15 protein-coding genes and 1 pseudogene are annotated in these 17401 nt (G+C 71.6%); 10 read left to right on the top strand and 6 right to left on the bottom strand.

The features are described from left to right. Positions 1 to 758: 758 nt before the first annotated feature. The 3 genes from ACLBYE_RS13075 to ACLBYE_RS13065 all read left to right on the top strand — a co-directional run bounded on the left by ACLBYE_RS13075 (position 759) and on the right by ACLBYE_RS13065 (position 4409). Entirely contained in the window at positions 759 to 1286 is a 528-nt protein-coding gene (locus tag ACLBYE_RS13075; RefSeq protein ID WP_447694516.1) for a DUF4188 domain-containing protein, read from the top strand. A 135-nt stretch (positions 1287 to 1421) separates the two neighbouring features. Further along, positions 1422 to 2762 carry an LLM class flavin-dependent oxidoreductase gene (locus ACLBYE_RS13070; RefSeq protein ID WP_447694515.1) on the top strand — a complete coding sequence of 447 codons (1341 nt, stop codon included), beginning with the start codon at positions 1422 to 1424 and terminating at the stop codon, positions 2760 to 2762. 159 nt (positions 2763 to 2921) lie between these two features. Beyond that, positions 2922 to 4409, top strand: a complete 1488-nt coding sequence (locus tag ACLBYE_RS13065; protein WP_447694514.1) for an HWE histidine kinase domain-containing protein — start codon at positions 2922 to 2924, stop codon at positions 4407 to 4409. A gap of 28 nt (positions 4410 to 4437) precedes the next feature. On the opposite strand, the gene ACLBYE_RS13060 is transcribed toward ACLBYE_RS13065, so the two are convergent. From ACLBYE_RS13060 to ACLBYE_RS13035, 6 genes and pseudogenes are all read right to left on the bottom strand, one after another. Further along, positions 4438 to 5004 carry a cytochrome b gene (locus tag ACLBYE_RS13060; RefSeq protein WP_447694513.1) on the bottom strand — a complete coding sequence of 189 codons (567 nt, stop codon included), beginning with the start codon at positions 5002 to 5004 and terminating at the stop codon, positions 4438 to 4440. Further along, on the bottom strand, positions 5001 to 6149 hold the full coding sequence (locus ACLBYE_RS13055) for an acyl-CoA dehydrogenase family protein (protein WP_447694512.1): 1149 nt from the start codon (positions 6147 to 6149) through the stop codon (positions 5001 to 5003). The genes ACLBYE_RS13060 and ACLBYE_RS13055 overlap by 4 nt, the downstream gene beginning before the upstream one ends. A 215-nt stretch (positions 6150 to 6364) precedes the next feature. After that, positions 6365 to 7255, bottom strand: a complete 891-nt coding sequence (locus ACLBYE_RS13050; RefSeq protein ID WP_447694511.1) for a LysR family transcriptional regulator — start codon at positions 7253 to 7255, stop codon at positions 6365 to 6367. A 93-nt stretch (positions 7256 to 7348) separates the two neighbouring features. Beyond that, positions 7349 to 7471: pseudogene (locus ACLBYE_RS13045) on the bottom strand (DUF1348 domain-containing protein); the annotation flags it as partial. 174 nt (positions 7472 to 7645) lie between these two features. Beyond that, entirely contained in the window at positions 7646 to 9709 is a 2064-nt protein-coding gene (locus ACLBYE_RS13040; protein WP_447694510.1) for a 2Fe-2S iron-sulfur cluster-binding protein, read from the bottom strand. A 57-nt stretch (positions 9710 to 9766) separates the two neighbouring features. Further along, a complete protein-coding gene (locus ACLBYE_RS13035; protein ID WP_331298724.1) occupies positions 9767 to 10384 on the bottom strand; it encodes a glutathione S-transferase family protein in 618 nt (205 codons plus the stop codon). Between the two features lie 430 nt (positions 10385 to 10814). On the opposite strand from ACLBYE_RS13035, the gene ACLBYE_RS13030 reads away from it, so the two are divergent. The 7 genes from ACLBYE_RS13030 (at position 10815) to ACLBYE_RS13000 (ending at position 17393) form a co-directional block, all read left to right on the top strand. Next, on the top strand, positions 10815 to 11969 hold the full coding sequence (locus ACLBYE_RS13030; protein WP_447694509.1) for a transporter substrate-binding domain-containing protein: 1155 nt from the start codon (positions 10815 to 10817) through the stop codon (positions 11967 to 11969). Beyond that, positions 11966 to 12607, top strand: coding sequence for an ANTAR domain-containing response regulator (locus ACLBYE_RS13025; RefSeq protein ID WP_447694508.1), 642 nt, complete (start codon positions 11966 to 11968; stop codon positions 12605 to 12607). The genes ACLBYE_RS13030 and ACLBYE_RS13025 overlap by 4 nt, the downstream gene beginning before the upstream one ends. Positions 12608 to 12642: 35 nt before the next feature. Then, positions 12643 to 13890: an urea ABC transporter substrate-binding protein gene (locus tag ACLBYE_RS13020; RefSeq protein WP_447694507.1), complete on the top strand. Its 1248-nt coding sequence runs from the start codon at positions 12643 to 12645 to the stop codon at positions 13888 to 13890. Positions 13891 to 13993: 103 nt separating this feature from the next. Further along, positions 13994 to 14866 carry an ABC transporter permease subunit gene (locus ACLBYE_RS13015; protein ID WP_132368368.1) on the top strand — a complete coding sequence of 291 codons (873 nt, stop codon included), beginning with the start codon at positions 13994 to 13996 and terminating at the stop codon, positions 14864 to 14866. 22 nt (positions 14867 to 14888) lie between these two features. After that, positions 14889 to 15947 (top strand): branched-chain amino acid ABC transporter permease, encoded by a 1059-nt coding sequence (locus tag ACLBYE_RS13010; protein ID WP_447694517.1) that lies wholly within the window; start codon positions 14889 to 14891, stop codon positions 15945 to 15947. Beyond that, positions 15944 to 16690 (top strand): ABC transporter ATP-binding protein, encoded by a 747-nt coding sequence (locus ACLBYE_RS13005; RefSeq protein WP_447694506.1) that lies wholly within the window; start codon positions 15944 to 15946, stop codon positions 16688 to 16690. The genes ACLBYE_RS13010 and ACLBYE_RS13005 overlap by 4 nt, the downstream gene beginning before the upstream one ends. Further along, positions 16683 to 17393, top strand: a complete 711-nt coding sequence (locus ACLBYE_RS13000; RefSeq protein WP_447694505.1) for an ABC transporter ATP-binding protein — start codon at positions 16683 to 16685, stop codon at positions 17391 to 17393. The genes ACLBYE_RS13005 and ACLBYE_RS13000 overlap by 8 nt, the downstream gene beginning before the upstream one ends. The last annotated feature ends 8 nt before the right edge of the window (positions 17394 to 17401 follow it).

The following is a 17401-nucleotide window of genomic DNA, read 5'->3' as shown; positions in this document are numbered from 1 at the left end:
CGCGACTCTTCCGGACTGTTCTCATCCCTCACCCTGTCCCTCTCCCGCACGGGAGAGGGGACCCGCGCCTCGTTCGGCACGGGCTCGCCGATCGCCTGCGTCCCAACCCGATCGGGAACGGCTCTAGCATCCGACACGGGCGCGTCGCGCGGAATGTCGAAGGCCTCGTGCCGTCGACACGATGCCAGCCGGTCGGCGCGCGGCCGACGCGCCCATTCTCCGGCGGCGCGCTCGGCGCCGACGCGCCGCTCTCACGATCCGCAGTCTTACAGAATGTTCACGTCGTCGACGGGCAATCGTCAGCCGGACAGCGCAACCCGGGAAGCGATCAGGAATTGACGAGACGGAGCAGCATTGAAGAGCTCCCGGGCCCCGGCAGGGGGCGATCCACTGCAGAGAGTCGAGACAATGACCGATCCTGGCACTTTCCGCGAAGCCCTTCTCGCTGTGGTTGTTCTGGGCGGAGGGGCCTTCGTGGTCGAACAGTACATCCGCACCCGCGCCTGGCCGCGCTCCCGGCAGAATGGCCCGGATTGCGGCGAGCGCACGCGCTGAGCCGCGCGCGATCCCGGACGGTCCGGCGACGGAGCGGAGATCTCCGAGGCGGTCGTGACGGAGGGCGACCGATGCCGTCCGATACTGCCGGACGTCGCGGGTCGTAAGCAACGCGGTCCACGAATATTGCTCGCAGACCGCGTCGTCGCCTATTCTCGACGCTCAGGGCCCGCCAGGACCGGCCGGCGAGGGAGGGCGCGATCATGGGCGTGATCATGGGCGCGAACCGGCGACACGCGGTTCCGGACTTCTCGGGCTACCCGGACCTCGTCGTGATCTATCTCGGGATGAAGGTCCGCACCCTGGCCGGCGTGAAGACCCTGCTCGGCTTCGGGCCGCGGATCGACAGGGTCGGCGCGGCGCGGCCGGAGGGCCTGCTGCACTACGAGAACAACATCATCTTCAGCCTGCGCCCGCTCCATGTCGGCATGCGCTGGTATTGGCGGGACATGGACAGCATGGTCGCGTGGTCCAAGTCCGAGCCGCACCGGATCTGGTGGCGGGATTTCCTGCGCGACACGCGCGGCGTGGGCATCTGGCACGAGACCTACCACATGCGCGGCGGCATGGAGGCGATCTACCACGACGTGGCCGAGCCGGTCGGATTCGCGGCCTTCATGCCGATGCAGGAGGCAAGGGGCTCGCTGGCGGCCCGGCACGGGCGTCACGCCTCGTCCGACCTGCGCGACCTCCCCGCCGACAACGCGCCGGACGCCGCCGTCCCGCGCTGACGCGCCGCCCGGCCGGAGTCCCGGCGCGCCGGATGAGCCGCGCGCGACGCGGGGTCCGCCCGTGCGCACGGGGCGGCTGGACACCGGCCCGCGCGGAAGGCACGGAGCGGATCAGGCACGATGACGGTCGGTTCGATGAGACAGGGTACCCTGCGCCTCGGCGCATTTTTCTACGCGACCGGCCACCACGTCGCCGGCTGGCGCCATCCCTCCAGCGAGGCCGACGGCGGGCTCGTCCTGGAGCGCTACGTCGGCTGGGCGCAGCGCGCCGAGGCCGCGAAGTTCGACCTGATCTTCCTGGAGGACGGGAGCGGGATCCGCGACCTCGACCTGCGGTCGAGCGAGCGCACCGCGCGCTCGACCCATTTCGAGCCGCTGACGCTGCTGTCGGCCCTCGCGGCGGTGACGCGCCGGATCGGTCTCGTCGCCACCACATCCACCAGCTTCAACGAGCCCTTCAACGTCGCGCGCCGGTTCGCCTCCCTCGACCATCTCAGCGGCGGGCGCGCCGGCTGGAACCTCGTGACCTCCGCGACCGACGCGGAGGCGGCGAATTTCGGCGGCGACCGGATCGGCCGTCACGCCGACCGCTACGAGCGCGCCGAGGAATTCGCGGACGTGGTCCTCGGCCTCTGGAACACCTGGGACGACGGCGCCGTGATCATCGACCGCGCCAGCGGCCAGTTCTCGAAGCCGGACGGCTTCCGCTCGCTGGATCACCGGGGCAAGCATTTCGAGGTCCGCGGTCCGCTCAACATCTCGCGGACGCCGCAGGGCCAGCCCGTGCTGGTGCAGGCCGGCGCCTCCGGACCCGGCAAGGACCTCGCGGCGCGGACCGCCGAGATCGTCTTCACCGCGAACCAGACGCTGGAGGAGGCGGTCGAGTTCTACGGCGATCTCAAGGGGCGCATGCCCGGTTTCGGTCGTGCGCCGGATGACCTGAAGATCATGCCCGGCCTGTTCCCCGTCGTCGGGCGCAGCGAGGCCGAGGCGCGGGCGAAGTTCGAGGCGCTGCAGGACCTGATCGACCCGGTGGTCGGGCTGGCGCTGCTCGGTCGCATGATCGGCGGCCACGACCTGTCGGGCTACGATCCCGAGGGGCCGGTGCCGGAGTTGCCCGAGACCGAGGGCATCAAGTCCCGCCAGCAGCTCATGTTCGACCTCGCCCGCCGCGAGGGCCTGACCCTGCGCCAGCTCTACCTGCGCATCGCCGGCGCGCGCGGCCACTCGCAGATCGTCGGCACGCCGGCCCAGATCGTGGACGAGATGGAGGCGCGGTTCCGGGCCGGCGGGGCGGACGGCTTCAACATCATGCCGCCGACGCTGCCCGGCGGCCTCGACGACTTCATCGCGCTGGTCCTGCCGGAGCTGCGGCTGCGCGGCCTGTTCCGCACCGAGTACGAGGGCCGGACCCTGCGGGACCATCTCGGCTCGCGCCCGCCGGCCGGGTTCGGCCCCGGTCGGGCCGCGGTGTAGCGGGGGCCTCTTCCCGGCTCCGATCGGGCGAGGCGTCGCGACCCCCTGCGGCGTCTCGGCCCGCCTCATGGTTGCGCACAAGCGATCCCCGCTGTGGTACAGCCACGCCACGAGGGCCGAAGGCCGCCATCGGCGAGTCGTGGCAGGGGCGACGGGGCATTGACGGATCAGCAGGAACGCACGCGCTTCGAGGCGGAATTCGCCCGGACCGACGCGAGCACCGACCCCTTCGTCTCCGCCGTGCGGGCGACGCGGATGCCGATGCTGATCACCGATCCCCATCAGCCGGACAATCCCATCGTCTTCGTCAACGCCGCCTTCTCCAAGCTGACCGGGTACGGCCACGACGAGATCATCGGCCGGAACTGCCGGTTCCTTCAGGGGCCCGAGACCAGCAAGGCCGACATCGCGAGGATCAGGGCGGCGATCGCCCGCCGCGTGCCGATCGAGATCGAGCTCCTGAATCACAAGAAGAGCGGCGAGCTGTTCTGGAACCGGCTGCTAATCTCGCCGGTCTTCGATCGCGACGGGGAGCTCACCTACTTCTTCGCGTCGCAGTTCGACGTGACGCTGGAGCGGGAGAAGCTCGCGCGGATGCAGCGCGACCGGGAGGCGCTCGAGCAGGAGATCGAGCGCCGCACCAGCGACCTCACCCGCAGCGAGGAGCGGCTGCGGTTCATCCTGAAGGCCGGACGTTTCGGCTCGTGGACCCTCGATCTCGCCGACATGCGGCTCGTGGCCTCCGAGACCTGCAAGGAGAATTTCGGGCGGGCGCCGGGCGAGGCGTTCAGCTACGAGGACCTGATCGCCGCGATCGAGCCCGAGGACCGGCCGCGCATGCAGGCGGCGGTGCAGACCTCGATCCGCGAGCACAGCGACTACGACATCGAGTACCGGGCGCGCACGCCCGGCGGCGAGCTGCGCTGGCTGCAGATCCGGGGTCAGACCTTCTACGACTCGGTCGGCCAGCCGCTGAGCATGGCCGGCGTCTCCATCGACGTGACCGAGCGCAAGCGCGCGGAGGAGCACCGCACCCTCCTGGCCGACGAGCTGAACCATCGGGTGAAGAACTCGATGGCGACCATGCAGTCGATCGCGCACCAGACCCTGCGCAACGCCGGCTCCCTGGAGGAGGCGCACAGGACCCTCGACGCGCGGCTGCACTCGCTCTCGGCGGCGCACGACGTCCTGACCCGCGAGAGCTGGATCGGCGCCACGCTCAACGTCATCGTGGAGGGCACCCTCCAGGCGTTCCGGGGCGGGGCGGCCCAGCGCTTCCTGATCAACGGACCGGAGGTGTGGCTGACGCCGCGCCTGACGCTCGCCTTCACGATGGCGCTGCACGAACTGGCGACCAACGCGGTGAAGTACGGCGCCCTGTCGAACGACCGGGGGCGGGTGGTCCTGAACTGGGACGTGGTCGACGGGGCGACGCCGGCCCATCTCTGGTTCCGCTGGGAGGAGGTCGGTGGACCCGCGGTGACGGCGCCGGACCGCGGCGGGTTCGGCACGCGGCTCATCGAGCGGGCGCTGGCCGCCGAGATGGGCGGCTCGGCCGAGATCGAGTACCGCCCCCGCGGCGTGGTCTTCACGCTGGACGCGCCGCTGCCCGACCGCGCGCCCGCCGCCGCGGAGGCGACGGCCTGAGGCTCGCGCGCCGCGGGCCCGCCGCCGGTCAGGTCATGCGGGTCAGGACGGTCTCGTTCCAGAGCCTGCGGTGCAGGACCGCCATCGCGGCGTGGCCGACCACGACGGCGAGGAGCGTGAAGCCCAGCCAGTAGTGGAACAGGTCGGCGGGCAGCATCATCCACTCGATCTTGGTCTCGCGCGCCGGCATCACCGGGATGCCGTAGGGCGCGAAGGGCTTGCCCGATCCGTACTGGCGCAGCAGCGCGAGGCTCGGGACCAGGACCATCAGGAGGTAGATCAGGCCGTGACCGGCCGCGACCGCGTGCCCCCGCGTACCCGGATGGGCGGGGCGCCGGTGAAGGTTCGCGAGGCCCCACACCCCGCGCAGGAGCACGAGCACGAACAGGGTGAAGCCGAGGGTGAAGTGGCTGCCGCCGACGAGGCGGGTGAGCGCCGCATCGCCGATCGTGACGTAGAGCAGCGCCCCGGTGAATTGCCAGGCGAACAGGGCCGCCATCACCCAGTGGAAGCCGCGGCTGACGCGGCCGTACCGCTCCGGCGTGTCCAGCCAGACGGTCCGCGTCGCGGTGGCGTGGCCGCTCTGTCCCGTCATGCGGCGTTCTCGGTCCAGAGGTCACCGGCCAGGCCGTCCCCGCGCAGGATCTCGGAGGCCGCGCTGGTGAGCGCGTGATCCGGTCCGGGCTGGCGCAGATAGGTGGCGAGATCGCGCGACAGCCGCTCCAGCGGATGGCCGCGCAGGAAGCCCTGGAGGCCGACCGAGCGCTGGGCCAGCTGGAGGACGTCGAGGCCGGCGCGCTCGACCGCGAGGCGGACCAGGTTGATGTAGGCGACGACGCGCTCCGGCGGCATCGCCGCGTCCGACGCGACCTGCGCCCCGCGCTCGACCCAGAGACGCGCGCCCTCGATCGCGATGGCGCCCTCGCCCAGGCGCGCCAGCTGGTGCGGATCGCTCCCCCGGCCGAGGCGGCGCAGATGGCCGCGCCAGGCATCGAACACGGCCTCGATGCCGCCGAGCTGCACCGCCGCGAAGCGCCACGCGCCGCCCGAGAAGGCCGGCTGCCGGAAGTAATCGTCGGGCTGGCCGAGGATATCGTCGGCCGCGAAGGCGAGGCCGGTGAAGTCGATCGTGCCGGTCGCCGAGGCGCGCATGCCCTGCGCCCGCCACGCCGAGAGATCGGACCGCGTGCCGGCCTCGAGCGGCACCACCATCATCGCCGTGCCGCCCTGTCCCGGATGCCGGGCGGTGACGAGGGCGCGGGTGACGAAGCCGGCGCCCGACGCGAAGGTCTTCACGCCGCGCAGATGCCCGTCGACGTCCGAGGCCTCGATCGTGAGGCCGCCTTCCCCCGGTTCGGTGTTCCAGACACCGAACAGATGGTCGGCGCGCGCGTCGGCGAACAGGCGGACGCGCTGGGCGGGTGAGCCGTACCGGGCGACGAGCTGAAGGGCGTTGACGTGACCCTCGTAGAGCCGGCCGAGAGCGAGGCTTCCGTAGCCGACGAGCCGCAGCACCTCCGCCAGGGCACCGGCGCCCGGCTCCGTCCCGAGGCCCGCGCCGCCGTGATCCACCGGTACGGGCGCTGCGAGCAGACCCAGGCGGGCGAGATCGGCGATGTCGTCCAGCGGGAAGCCGTCGTCGCGATCCTGGGCGTCGGCGCGCGCGGGCGCCGACACGGCGATCGCGCGCGCGGCTGCCTCGGAATCGTAGACGGGGTCCAGGCGAGTCCACTGATCCATGCGCCCGACTCCTCTCAGAGCGCCACCGCGTCGACATCCGGGCGAGTGGCCTCTGAAGGGCGGCTGCCTACGGTCGCGCGCTCGGGTCTCGTCACGTCTGGGCCCTCAATGCCCGCAGAAGATGCGGGAGATCCTAAAAAACTAACCTAAGACTGAGCCATCCTTTCCCCGGCCGCGGCTGCGACCAATGCGACCCTCGTCGATCCGGGCTGCTCTCAGTTCAGCGTCCGGTTGGCGCGCAGCCGCGACACCGCCAGGTCGACGAAGGTCCGCACCTTCGCGGGCGCGTGCCGGCCTTCCGGGTACAGGACGTGGACGGGCAGCGGCGCCTCCTCGTAGTCGGCGAGCACGATCTGCAGGCGGCCGTCCATCAGGTCCGGGCCGATCTGGTAGTTCAGGACCCGCGCCAGCCCCCAGCCCGACCGCGCCGCGCCGATCGAGACCTCGTTGGTGTTGCCCTCCAGAGTGGGGCGGACGACCACCCGCTCGTTCCGGCCGAACCGCCACTCCGGCGACGCGAAGGCGCCGGTGGAGACGGCGATCCGGTGGCGCTTGAGATCCGCCGGGGTCGCCGGCACCCCGTGCCGCGCGAAGTAGTCCGGGGCGCCGCAGATGACGTGGCGCACCGACCCGACCCGCGCGGCCGTGAACCCGGAATCGGTCAGGTGGCCGATGCGGATCGCGACGTCGATTCCCTCCTCCACCATGCTGACCGGCCGGTCGACGAAGAGGGTCCGGGCCGCCATGGTCGGGTAGGTGTCGAGGTAGTCGGTGACGATCGGGAGCACGTGCATCCGTCCGAACAGGACCGAGGCCGTCACCGCGAGCGTGCCCGACGGCGTCGCGTTGGAACCGGCCGCCGCCGATTCCGCCTCGGCGATGTCGGCCAGGATCCGCCGGCAATCCTCGTAGTACCGGCTGCCCGCCTCCGTGAGCTTCACCGAGCGGGTTGTCCGGATCAGGAGGCGGGCGCCGATGGTCTCCTCGAGCGCCGCCACGGCGCGCGTCACGGCCGGCGGGCTCATGTGCAGGAGGCGGGCGGTCTGCGCGAAGCTCGCCGTCTCGGCGACCTTCGCGAAGATGCGCATGGCCTGCCACCGATCCATGGCCTCGCTCCGGGTTCTCGCGGCCGGATCCCGACGCTCACGCCCGATCCGGCCCGCCGCGTCGGCGTGTCGGCCGATCGGTCAGAAGGAAAGTTAGCTCAGGCCCGGCTGGTCGTCCGGCCGGCGCCCGAGGGGCCAGTGAATCGTGCGGTCCGATTCCGCGATCGGCGACTCGTCGATGCTGCTGTGCCGATAGCGCATCAGCCCGTCCTCGGCGAGGCGGACCTCCGTGACTGCGCTCTGCTCGTCGAAGGGCGGCAGCTGCGGACGGACAGGATGGGCACCTTGTCCGCGGGGAAAAGTCCACGCCGGCTCCGGTCGCGGCGAGGATGATCCGCCGGCGCCGGTCCCGCGGGGCGGATCACCGCGCGGGCCGTGCCGTCGCGCGCGTCAGAGCGCCAGCTGCACCCGGTCCGTGCCCTCCGCGGGCACCGCGGAGCAGATCAGCACCTCGTTCTCAGCCACCGGTGCGCTCGGTTCCCTCAGATAGGTCACCGCGCCGGCGAGCAGCTTGGTGCGGCAGGTCCCGCAGCTGCCCTCGCGGCAGCTGAACTCCGGTGCGAGACCCCGCGCCTCGGCGAGGTCGAGGAGGCTGCCCGATTCCGGCGTCCAGCGCGCTTCCTTGCCGGTGTCGAGGAAGGCGACCGGCACCGTCTCGGTGGAGGCCGGCGGGCGCGGGGGCACGGCCGACGCCGTTCCGGCGTCGCGGATGAGCCCCGAGGGACCGAACGCCTCCGCGTGGATCCGGTCGTCCGCCACGTTGTAGCCGCGCAGGCCGTCATAGAGCGCCTGGGTGAAGGTCGACGGGCCGCACAGGTAGAAATCGTAATCCGCGAAGGCCAGGAACCGCGTGAGCAGGGCCATGTCGATCCGGCCCGCGGCCTCGTAATCGACGCCGGCCGTCGCATCGGAGACATCGCTCAGGACGCGCACGATCCGCACGGCTCCCTGCGCCGCCGCGGCGAGTTCGGCCAACTCCCGGTCGAAGGCGCGCTCGGCGCGCGAGCGGGCGGCGTAGACGAGCGTGGTCGGCCGGATCTTGCGGGTGCGCAGGCCCTCGTAGACCACGTGCCGGAGCATCGCGAGGAGCGGCGTGATCCCGACACCGCCGGCGAGCAGCACCGCCGGGCGCACCGCGCTCGCGTCGAGGGTGAAGCCGCCGCCGGGCGCGCGCGCCTCGACGATGTCGCCGACCCGGACTCGGTCGTGGAGGTACTGCGAGACGGTGCCGTCGCGCTTCACGCTGATCCGGTAGGTCGGGTCCGAGGGCGCGACCGAGAGCGTGTAGGTCCGGATGACCGGCGCGTCGGCCCCCGGCAGCGTGACGCGGATCGGCAGGTGCTGGCCTGCGCGGTGCGGCAGCCGCCCGGCCCCGTCGTCCGGGGTCAGGTGGAAGGACCGGATCGTGCGGCTCTCGTCGACGATCTCGGCCACCCGGAACGGCCGCCACTGCGTCGCGCGCTCGGCCGCCCGAACGCGGTCGGCGGCCTCCGCCCAGTCGCCGGTCATCAGCGCGTTCGGCGACCAGCCGTCCGGCCGGAACGACCAGCGCAGCGGCAGGGCACCGCGTCGGCGGATCACCCGGCGCGGCCGGAAGCTCCAGAGCCGCTCGGCGCGCTGGAAGGCCGCGATCTCGGGCGAGTCCAGGATCACCGCGGCGTCGCCGGTCAGCTGCAGGAGATCGCCCGTCTCGAAATCGGTGAAGACCAGGCCGGCCCTGCCGTTCAGGAGGATGTTCCCGAGCGTGGCGAAGAACAGGTTGCCGGCGAAGTCGGGGATGGTCAGCGTGCCGTCCGGGGCGACGCGGACGAACCCCGCCTTGCCGCCGCGATGCGAGACGTCGACCTGGCGCCGGCCCTCCCGGTCGGCGTAGGAGGCCACGAAGAACGTGTCGGCCGCCGCGATCAGGGCGCGGGCTTCCGGGTCGAGCTCCGCGCTCTCCTCGGCGGGCACCGGGGCGGGGGCGCCCGGCTCGCCGACGAGGCTCATGTCGCGCAGCTGGATGTATTGCGGGCAGTTCCCGAAGCTCTGGTCGACGGCGAAGTGCAGGACCCCGCCGGACGTGGAGCGGACGAGTCCGTTGACGCGGTTGCGGCGGCGGCTGTCCAGCGCGATCCCGAGGAGGCCGATCGCGTCGCCGTCGCCCGTGCCGTCGGACGCGGGGTCGGCCGGGTCCGGCCGCGCGGCGATGTCGAGGGTCGTGGCGGTCGGCGAGGTGATGAAGCCGGGACGGCCGGCCAGGAGCGTGGCCCAGGCGTCGCCCTGCCGGTCGACGCTGCCCAGCACGATGAAGGGGATCTCCGCGAAGAAGGCGCGGTGCTGATCGGGCATGAAGTCCCGCACCACCCGCTGGCCGATCACCGCCATCCGGTCGGCGGCGCCGACCGTCTCCTGGATGGACGTCTCGCCGGCATGCCATGTCGGCAGTGTCGCAAGGGTCTGAACGTCAGCCATCTCCGCGCCCTCCACCTGCATCCGCCCCCGGGCGCGGGTGCGCCCGGGGCCTTCCGGTCACGCCGCGGCCGTGAGGCCCGCGGGGGTCTGGGCGAAGGGGACGAAGCCCGGCAGGCCCTCGATCCGGCGCAGGAAGGCCTCGACCCGGGGGTAGCCCGACAGGTCCACGTTCCCCTCCGGGGCGCGGGCGAGATAGCTGTAGACCGCCACGTCCGCGACGGTCGGCCGCTCGGCCGCGAGCCAGTCCCGGCCATCGAGATGCGCCTCGAGCCGCCCCAGGAGCGTGTGCGCCCGGGCGATCACCTCCTCCGGATGGAACTTGGCGCCGAACACCGTGATCAGCCGCGCCGCCGCCGGCCCGTAGGCGAGTTCGCCCGCCGCGACCGAGAGCCAGCGCTGGACCGCCGCCGCGGCGCGCGGATCCTCGGGCAGCCAGTCGGACCGGCCGAGCCGCTTCGCCACGTAGACGAGGATGGCGTTGGAATCGGAGACGATCACGCCGTCGTCGTCGAGCACCGGCACCTGACCGAACGGGTTCATGGCCAGGAAGGCCGGCGTCTTGTGTCCGCCCGCCTTCAGGTCGACCTCGATCAGCTCGTGCGGGGCCTCGACCAGGGAGAGGAACAGGCGGGCCCGATGCGCGTGGCCCGAGAGGGGATGGTGGTAGAGCTTCATGACCGTGGATCTCCGTCGGGTGCCGGGATCGCCCCGGGCCGTGTGAGGAGAATGCCGCCGCGTGCGGCCGAGCAGAATACGCGTTCTCGGCAGTTCATCATTCCGGACATCGGAATAATCGCGCCGGCCGGTGGTGCCGAGCGATCCTGCGCCCGCGCGGGGCGCGGCCGTCATCCGCCTCGCCTCCGCGGGTAGAGGCGCCGCGGAGGGGCCTCGCGCGGACGCCGGCCAGCGACCCGGGAAGCAATCGTCAAGACGCCGGTTCCGAAAAGACTGCGCGGGACTTGACACCGAGGCCATTACCGAGGAGCCTAGTTTTCAGGCGCGGGGCAAAGCTGCCCAGTTTCGCGCCAATACGTCACCATCTTTCACGGCGATGCCGCCCGCAGTGCTTCCGCACTGGCGGGCTTTTTGCGTTCTGAAGGATTGCATGGGCCTCAACCATCACCGCATCGGCATCCTGTTCTCCGCGGACGGACCCTACGGTCTCGTCGGGCGGGCGATGCTGAACGGCGCGCTCCTGGCGGTCGACGAGGTGAACGCGCGGGGCGACTGCGTCCTCGAGCCGGTGATCCGCGACCCGCAGGGCGCCCTCGCGGGCTACGTCGCCGGCGCCGAGCGGCTCCTCGACGCGGGGATCCGCCACGTCGTCGGCTGCTACACCTCGTCGAGCCGCAAGGAGATCATCCCGATCTTCGAGAAGCGGGACGCCCTGCTCTGGTACCCGTCGCATTACGAGGGCTTCGAGACCTCGGCGAACGTGGTCTACACCGGGGCGGCGCCGAATCAGCACATCGTCCCGCTGGTGCGGCACCTCCTCGCCCGGGGCGGCCGCACGGCCTTCTGCGTCGGCTCCAACTACATCTGGGCCTGGGAGAACAACCGGATCCTGCGGGAGACGCTGGCGATCGCAGGCGGCGACGTCGCGGGCGAGCGCTACCTCGCGGTCGGCGAGACCGCCTTCGATCAGGTGATCGCGGCGATCCTGGCCGCGAAGCCGGACTTCGTCTTCAACACGCTGATCGGGATCTCGGCGTACCGGTTCTTCCGCGACTTCCGGAGTGCCTGCGCGGCGCGCGGCATCGACCAGGCGCGGACCCTGCCGGTGGCGAGCTGCAGCCTCGCCGAGCCGGAACTGGAGGCGATCGGGCCGGAGGCGGTCGACGGCCACCTGTCCTCCAGCGTCTACTTCACGTCGATCGACACGCCCCGCAACCGCGCCTTCATGGCAGCCTACGCGGCGCGCTTCCCCGCAGGCCCGACCCCCTCGGCGGATGCGGAATCCTCGTACATCGCGGTGCATCTCCTGGCGCGGGCGCTGGCGCGGGCCGGAACCGAGGATGCCGCGACGGTGCGCCGGGCGGCCTGCGCCGACGCGTTCGAGGCGCCCCAGGGACCGGTGCGCCTCGACGAGACGACCCTTCACGCCTGCCTGACCCCCCGGATCGGCCTCTCGACGGCCGCGGCCCGCTTCACCATCGTGGCGCAGGCCGAGGAGCCGGTCGCGCCGGACCCCTACCTGGTGCGCAGCGATCCGCGCGTCGTGCCGGTGAGCCGGCGCCCGCGCCTGAAGGTGGTGCCATGACGACGCCCCGGCTGATCCAGAATTTCAGCGGTGCGCAGGCCCTGCTGATCGCGCCGCCGAGCACTGCCACGGACGTCCTGGCGAGCACCCTGATGAAGCTCGGGCTCACCGTGGCCTCGGTCGTCCCGGCCGGCGAGGCACCATGGCTCGATTTCGAGATCCTCGACCCCGAGCACCACATCGTCGTCGTGGACGGCGACCTGCCGCTGCCGGGCCTCGCGGCAAGCGCCGTGCCCGACCTGCCGCCGGTCCCGGTCGTCGGGCTCGTGGGCGTCGAGGCGCCGAGCCGCCTCAAGGGGCTGCTCCAGCTCGGCGCGACCGGCCTGCTGCGCAAGCCGATCCACGGCGCCTCGGTCTACGCCGCCCTGTTCCTGGCGGTGAACGAGCACAACCGACGCCGTCTCCTCGAAGAACGCCTGGCCCGCCTCGAGGAGCGGAGGCGCGGCCGGCGCCACGTCGTCAAGGCGATCCTCCGGCTGATGCAGGAGCACGGCCTCGACGACGACGCGGCCTACGAGACGCTGCGGCGCGACGCCATGCGCGCCCGGCAGCCCCTGGAAGCTTACTGCGAAGCGCTGGTCCGCGCCCGTCCGTCCGTCGCCGCGCCGGCCCTCTCGCCGCGGCTGGCCCGATCCTGAAGCACGCACACCACCCCGTAGACGAGGACGACCCGATGACGAGAACGCCCCGCGGATCCCGCCTGTCCGCCCTCGCGGCCGCCCTGCTCGCGGGCGCATCCCTGGCCGCCCCGGCGGCGCGCGCCGCCGACCCGATCAAGCTCGGTGTCCTCGAGGACCAATCCGGCGACTTCGCGGTCGCCACCATCGGCAAGGTCCACGGCATCCAGCTCGCCGCGGACGAGATCAACGCCGCGGGCGGCATCGCCGGGCGCAAGCTGGAGCTCGTGATCTACGACACGCAGTCCGACAACACGCGCTACCAGGAATTCATGCGCCGGGTGCTCCAGCGCGACAAGGTCAACGCCGTCTTTGCGGGCTTCTCCAGCGCGTCCCGCGAGGCCTACCGGCCGATCGTCGACCAGCTCGACGGCTTCGCGTTCTACAACAACCAGTACGAGGGCGGCGTGTGCGACGGCCACATGGTCGTCACCGGCGCGGTGCCGGAGCAGCAATTCTCCACGCTGATCCCGTGGATGATGGAGAAGTTCGGCAAGCGGGTCTACACGATCGCGGCCGACTACAACTTCGGTCAGATCTCGGCCGAGTGGGTGCGCAACATCGTCAAGGAGAACGGCGGCGAGATGGTCGGGGAAGAATTCATCCCCCTCGGCGTGTCGCAGTTCTCGCAGACGATCCAGAACATCCAGAAGGCCAAGCCCGACATCCTGATGACGCTGCTCGTCGGGACGGCGCAGGCCTCCTACTACGAGCAGGCGGCGGCCGCGAACCTGAAGGTGCCGATGGGCTCCTCGGTCAATATCGGCCAGGGCTACGAGCACAAGCGCTTCCAGCCGCCGAGCCTCGCCAACATGTACGTGACCACGAACTACATCGAGGAGGTCGATAGCCCGTCGAGCAAGGCGTTCCTGGCCAAATGGAAGGCGAAGTTCCCGAACGAGCCGTACGTGAACCAGGAGGCCGAGAATTCCTACCTCGCGGTCTACCTCTACAAGCAGATGGTGGAGCGGGCGAACGGCTCGACCAAGCGCGCCGAACTGCGCAAGGTCATCGCGGCGGGCGACGTCTGCGTGGACGCGCCGGAGGGCAAGGTCTGCATCGACCCGAAGAGCCAGCACGCCTCCCACACGATCTACCTCGCGAAGGTCGACGAGAAGCACGCGATCTCCTTCCCGAAGACCTGGGACAACATCCAGCCCTACTGGCTCGGGAAGGCCGGCTGCGACCTGACGCAGAAGGATCCGATGGCGCAGTACACGCCGAGCAACCCGCCGAAGCCCTGAGCCGCCGGGACGGATTCCTACGCGCCGCGGCCCCGGGCCGGCGACGATGCGACATCGCCGGGGCCGAGGCTCCGGCCCACAGCCATCACGATCGGGCCTCCGGATGGATCTGCTGACTCACGCCTTCACGTTCCTCTACCAGATCGGCGACGCGTTCTCGTTCCTGGTCCTCTCCGCCTGCGGCCTCGCGGTGGTGTTCGGCATGATGGGCGTGATCAACCTCGCGCACGGCGAGCTGATCATGTGCGGCGCCTACGTCACGGCGGCGACCACGCGGGCGGGGCTGCCGCTTCCGCTGGGGATCCTGGCCGGCGCGCTCGCGGCCGGGGCCGTCGGCATGGTGATGGAGCGCCTGGTCATCCGCCACCTCTACGGGCGGCCCCTCGACACGATCGTGGCGACCTGGGGCATCAGCCTCGCGGCGACGCAGGGCACGCTGATCCTGCTGGGCTCCAGCATGCCGGGGATCGGCACGCCGCTCGGCAGCTTCACGGTCGGCGGCTACTCCTACTCGACCTACCGCGTGGTGCTGATGGTCGCCGCCGTCGCGGTGCTGGCCGGGCTCTACCTCGCCTTCAATGCCACCCGCTTCGGGACGCTCGCCCGCGCCACCATCCAGGTGCCGCACATGGCCGAGGCCCTCGGCGTCGACACACGCACGGTCTACGCCCTGACCTTCGGCCTCGGCGCGGCGCTGGCGGGCCTCGCGGGCGGGCTCTACGCGCCGACCATGACCATCGTGCCGACCATGGGGACGACCTTCATCATGGAGGCCTTCGTCACCGTGGTGGTCGGCGGCGCCGACATCTTCCTCGGGACGGCGCCGGCGGCGCTCGTGCTGGGCACGGTGCGGGCGCTGCTCACGACGTGGCAGGGCCAGCTCTTCGGCCAGATCGGCCTCCTCGTCGCGGTGATCCTGGTGATCCGGGTGCTGCCGCGGGGCATCTCGGGCCTGATCCTGCGCGAGCGGGCCTGAGGCCATGGCGATGACCTCGGCGATGACCTCGGCGATGACCCTGCTCCGGCGCCTCGAGGGCCCGCAGACCCTGGGGCGCGGCCCGGCCTTCTGGACCGTCTTCGCCCTCGCGGTGGCCGCCGCCGTGGCCTACCCGTGGTTCGCGGACGGCTACACGGTCGGCAACACCGCCTACTTCTTCTGCTGGGTGTTCATGGCGCTCGGCCTGTGCCTGATCTGGGGCTACGGCGGCGCGCTCAGCTTCGGCCAGACCGCCTTCTTCGGCCTCTCCGGCTACGCCTACGGCGTGCTCACGCTCAATGTCGGCGCGGCCTACGGCTTCACCCTGGCGGCCCTGGTGCTGGCGGTGGCGCTCTCGGCCGTGATGGCGGCGCTCCTCGGCTACTTCCTGTTCTTCGGCCGGATCGGCGGGGTGTTCCTCGGCATCATCACCCTGTCGGTGACACTCGCCCTGGAGCGCTTCATGGCGCAGACCGCCGGTCCCGAATGGAAGATCGGGGCGGCGCGGCTCAACGGCTACAACGGCATGAGCGGCATGCCGCCCCTGACCGTGCCGTGGCTCGACGGCGACGTCGTGCTGTTTCCCGACGTCGCCCTCTACTACGGCCTCCTGGGCCTCCTGATCGTCGTCTACCTCGCGCTGCGCATCCTGGTGAACGCCCGGTTCGGCAACGTGCTGGTGGCGATCCGCGAGAATCCGGAACGGGCCGAGATGCTCGGCTACGACGTGCGGCGCTACCAGCTCGCCGCCTTCGTGATCGGCTCGGCCCTCGCGGGGCTGAGCGGCACCCTCTACACCGCCTGGGGCCAGTACATCACGCCCTCCAGCATGGGCCTCACCGCCGCCGCGCTGCCGGTGATCTGGGTCGCGGTCGGCGGCCGCGGCGACCTGACGGCCACGCTCATCGGCACGCTCGTGGTCCTCGGCGGCTTCCAGGCGCTGACGATCTACGGCAGCCAGTACGCCCTGGTGGTGATGGGCCTGCTCCTCGTCGTGGTGGTGCTGGCCGCGCCCGACGGCCTCGTGGTGGCGGCCATGCGCGGGCTCGGGCGCCTGCGCGGCCGGGAGGCGGGCCGATGAGCCCGCTCCTCGAGACCCGCGATCTCAGCAAGCATTTCGGCGGGCTGCACGTCACCAACGACGTGAACTTCGCCCTCGCGGCGGGGGAGATCCACTGCCTGATCGGGCCGAACGGAGCCGGCAAGAGCACCTTCTTCCGCCTGCTGCTCGGCGAGTACGCGCCGGAGCGGGGGCAGATCCTCTACGCCGGCGAGGATATCACCGCGCTCAAGCCCTTCGCGCGGATCCGGCGGGGCATGAGCGTCAAGTTCCAGGTGCCGGGCATCTTCCCGAGCCTGTCGGTGGCGCACAACCTGGAGATCGCCCTGCAGCACCATCTCGAGGGCGCCTCGCTCGGCGCCGAGATCCGCAGGCTGCTCGCCTTCCTCAACCTGGCCGCCGCGGCCTCCGACCGGGCCGGCAACCTCAGCCACGGGCAGAAGCAGTGGCTGGAGATCGGCATGGCGATCAGCCTCAAGCCGCGCCTGCTCCTTCTCGACGAGCCCACCGCCGGGATGTCGCCGGACGAGACCTTCGCCACCGGCGAGATGGTGCAGGCGCTCAACCGCGACGGCGTCGCCGTGCTGGCCATCGAGCACGACATGGCCTTTGTCCGGCAGATCGCCCAGCGGGTGACCGTGCTCCATGTCGGGCGCATCTTCGCCCAGGGCACCACCGACGCGATCATCGCGGACGAGCGGGTCGCCGCGATCTACCTCGGGGAGGCGGACGCGCCGCCGCTGCGGAGCGTCGCCGATGCCTGAAGCGCTCCTCGCGACGACCGGCCTGCGCGCCGGCTACGGCGGCAAGCCCGTGCTGCAGGGCGTCGACCTCGCGGTCCGGCCCGGCGAGATCGTGGCGGTGATCGGTCGCAACGGCGTCGGCAAGTCGACGCTGATGCGCAGCCTCGTCGGGCTCTTGCCCGCCTCCGCGGGCGGGATCGCGTTCCGGGGCGCGGCGGTCGAGGGGCTCGCCGCCCACCGGCGCGCCCGCCTCGGCATCGGTTACGTGCCCCAGGGCCGCGACGTGTTCCCGCGCATGAGCGTCGCCGACAACCTGACGGTCGGCGCGTCGCTGCTGCCGAAGGGCGAGCGGCCGGATTACGAGCGCGCCTTCGGGCCGTTCCCGATCCTGCGCGAGCGGCGCGGGCAGCGGGCGGGGACGCTCTCGGGCGGGCAGCAGCAGCAGCTCGCCATCGGCCGCGTCCTCGTCGGTGGGCCCGCGCTGATCCTGCTCGACGAGCCCTCCGAGGGCATCCAGCCCTCGGTGGTGCAGCAGATCGGCCGAACCCTGGTCGATCTCAACAAGCGCACCGGGGTGACGATCGTGTTCGTGGAGCAGAACCTCGACCTGATCCGCGCCATGGCCCAGCGCAGCTACGTCATGGACAAGGGCCGGATCGTCGCCGAGCTGACGGCCCGGGACCTCGACGACCGCGACCTCGTGCGGCGCCACCTCGCCGTCTGACGACACGG

It is taken from the genome of Methylobacterium sp. A52T (genome assembly GCF_053346095.1).
The sequence above is the reverse complement of the archived record's forward strand: the minus strand, read 5'-3'. Positions and strand labels throughout refer to the sequence as shown.

What these genes read in the sequence shown, in the direction of transcription:
- ACLBYE_RS13000 (WP_447694505.1), top strand. Translation starts at nt 16,683, where the DNA reads ATGCCTGAAGCGCTCCTCGCGACGACCGGCCTGCGCGCCGGCTACGGC.
- ACLBYE_RS13020 (WP_447694507.1), top strand. Translation starts at nt 12,643, where the DNA reads ATGACGAGAACGCCCCGCGGATCCCGCCTGTCCGCCCTCGCGGCCGCC.
- ACLBYE_RS13010 (WP_447694517.1), top strand. Translation starts at nt 14,889, where the DNA reads ATGACCTCGGCGATGACCCTGCTCCGGCGCCTCGAGGGCCCGCAGACC.
- ACLBYE_RS13030 (WP_447694509.1), top strand. Translation starts at nt 10,815, where the DNA reads ATGGGCCTCAACCATCACCGCATCGGCATCCTGTTCTCCGCGGACGGA.
- ACLBYE_RS13025 (WP_447694508.1), top strand. Translation starts at nt 11,966, where the DNA reads ATGACGACGCCCCGGCTGATCCAGAATTTCAGCGGTGCGCAGGCCCTG.
- ACLBYE_RS13055 (WP_447694512.1), bottom strand. Translation starts at nt 6,149, where the DNA reads ATGGATCAGTGGACTCGCCTGGACCCCGTCTACGATTCCGAGGCAGCC.
- ACLBYE_RS13050 (WP_447694511.1), bottom strand. Translation starts at nt 7,255, where the DNA reads ATGGATCGGTGGCAGGCCATGCGCATCTTCGCGAAGGTCGCCGAGACG.
- ACLBYE_RS13015 (WP_132368368.1), top strand. Translation starts at nt 13,994, where the DNA reads ATGGATCTGCTGACTCACGCCTTCACGTTCCTCTACCAGATCGGCGAC.
- ACLBYE_RS13040 (WP_447694510.1), bottom strand. Translation starts at nt 9,709, where the DNA reads ATGGCTGACGTTCAGACCCTTGCGACACTGCCGACATGGCATGCCGGC.
- ACLBYE_RS13070 (WP_447694515.1), top strand. Translation starts at nt 1,422, where the DNA reads ATGAGACAGGGTACCCTGCGCCTCGGCGCATTTTTCTACGCGACCGGC.
- ACLBYE_RS13075 (WP_447694516.1), top strand. Translation starts at nt 759, where the DNA reads ATGGGCGTGATCATGGGCGCGAACCGGCGACACGCGGTTCCGGACTTC.
- ACLBYE_RS13005 (WP_447694506.1), top strand. Translation starts at nt 15,944, where the DNA reads ATGAGCCCGCTCCTCGAGACCCGCGATCTCAGCAAGCATTTCGGCGGG.
- ACLBYE_RS13060 (WP_447694513.1), bottom strand. Translation starts at nt 5,004, where the DNA reads ATGACGGGACAGAGCGGCCACGCCACCGCGACGCGGACCGTCTGGCTG.
- ACLBYE_RS13035 (WP_331298724.1), bottom strand. Translation starts at nt 10,384, where the DNA reads ATGAAGCTCTACCACCATCCCCTCTCGGGCCACGCGCATCGGGCCCGC.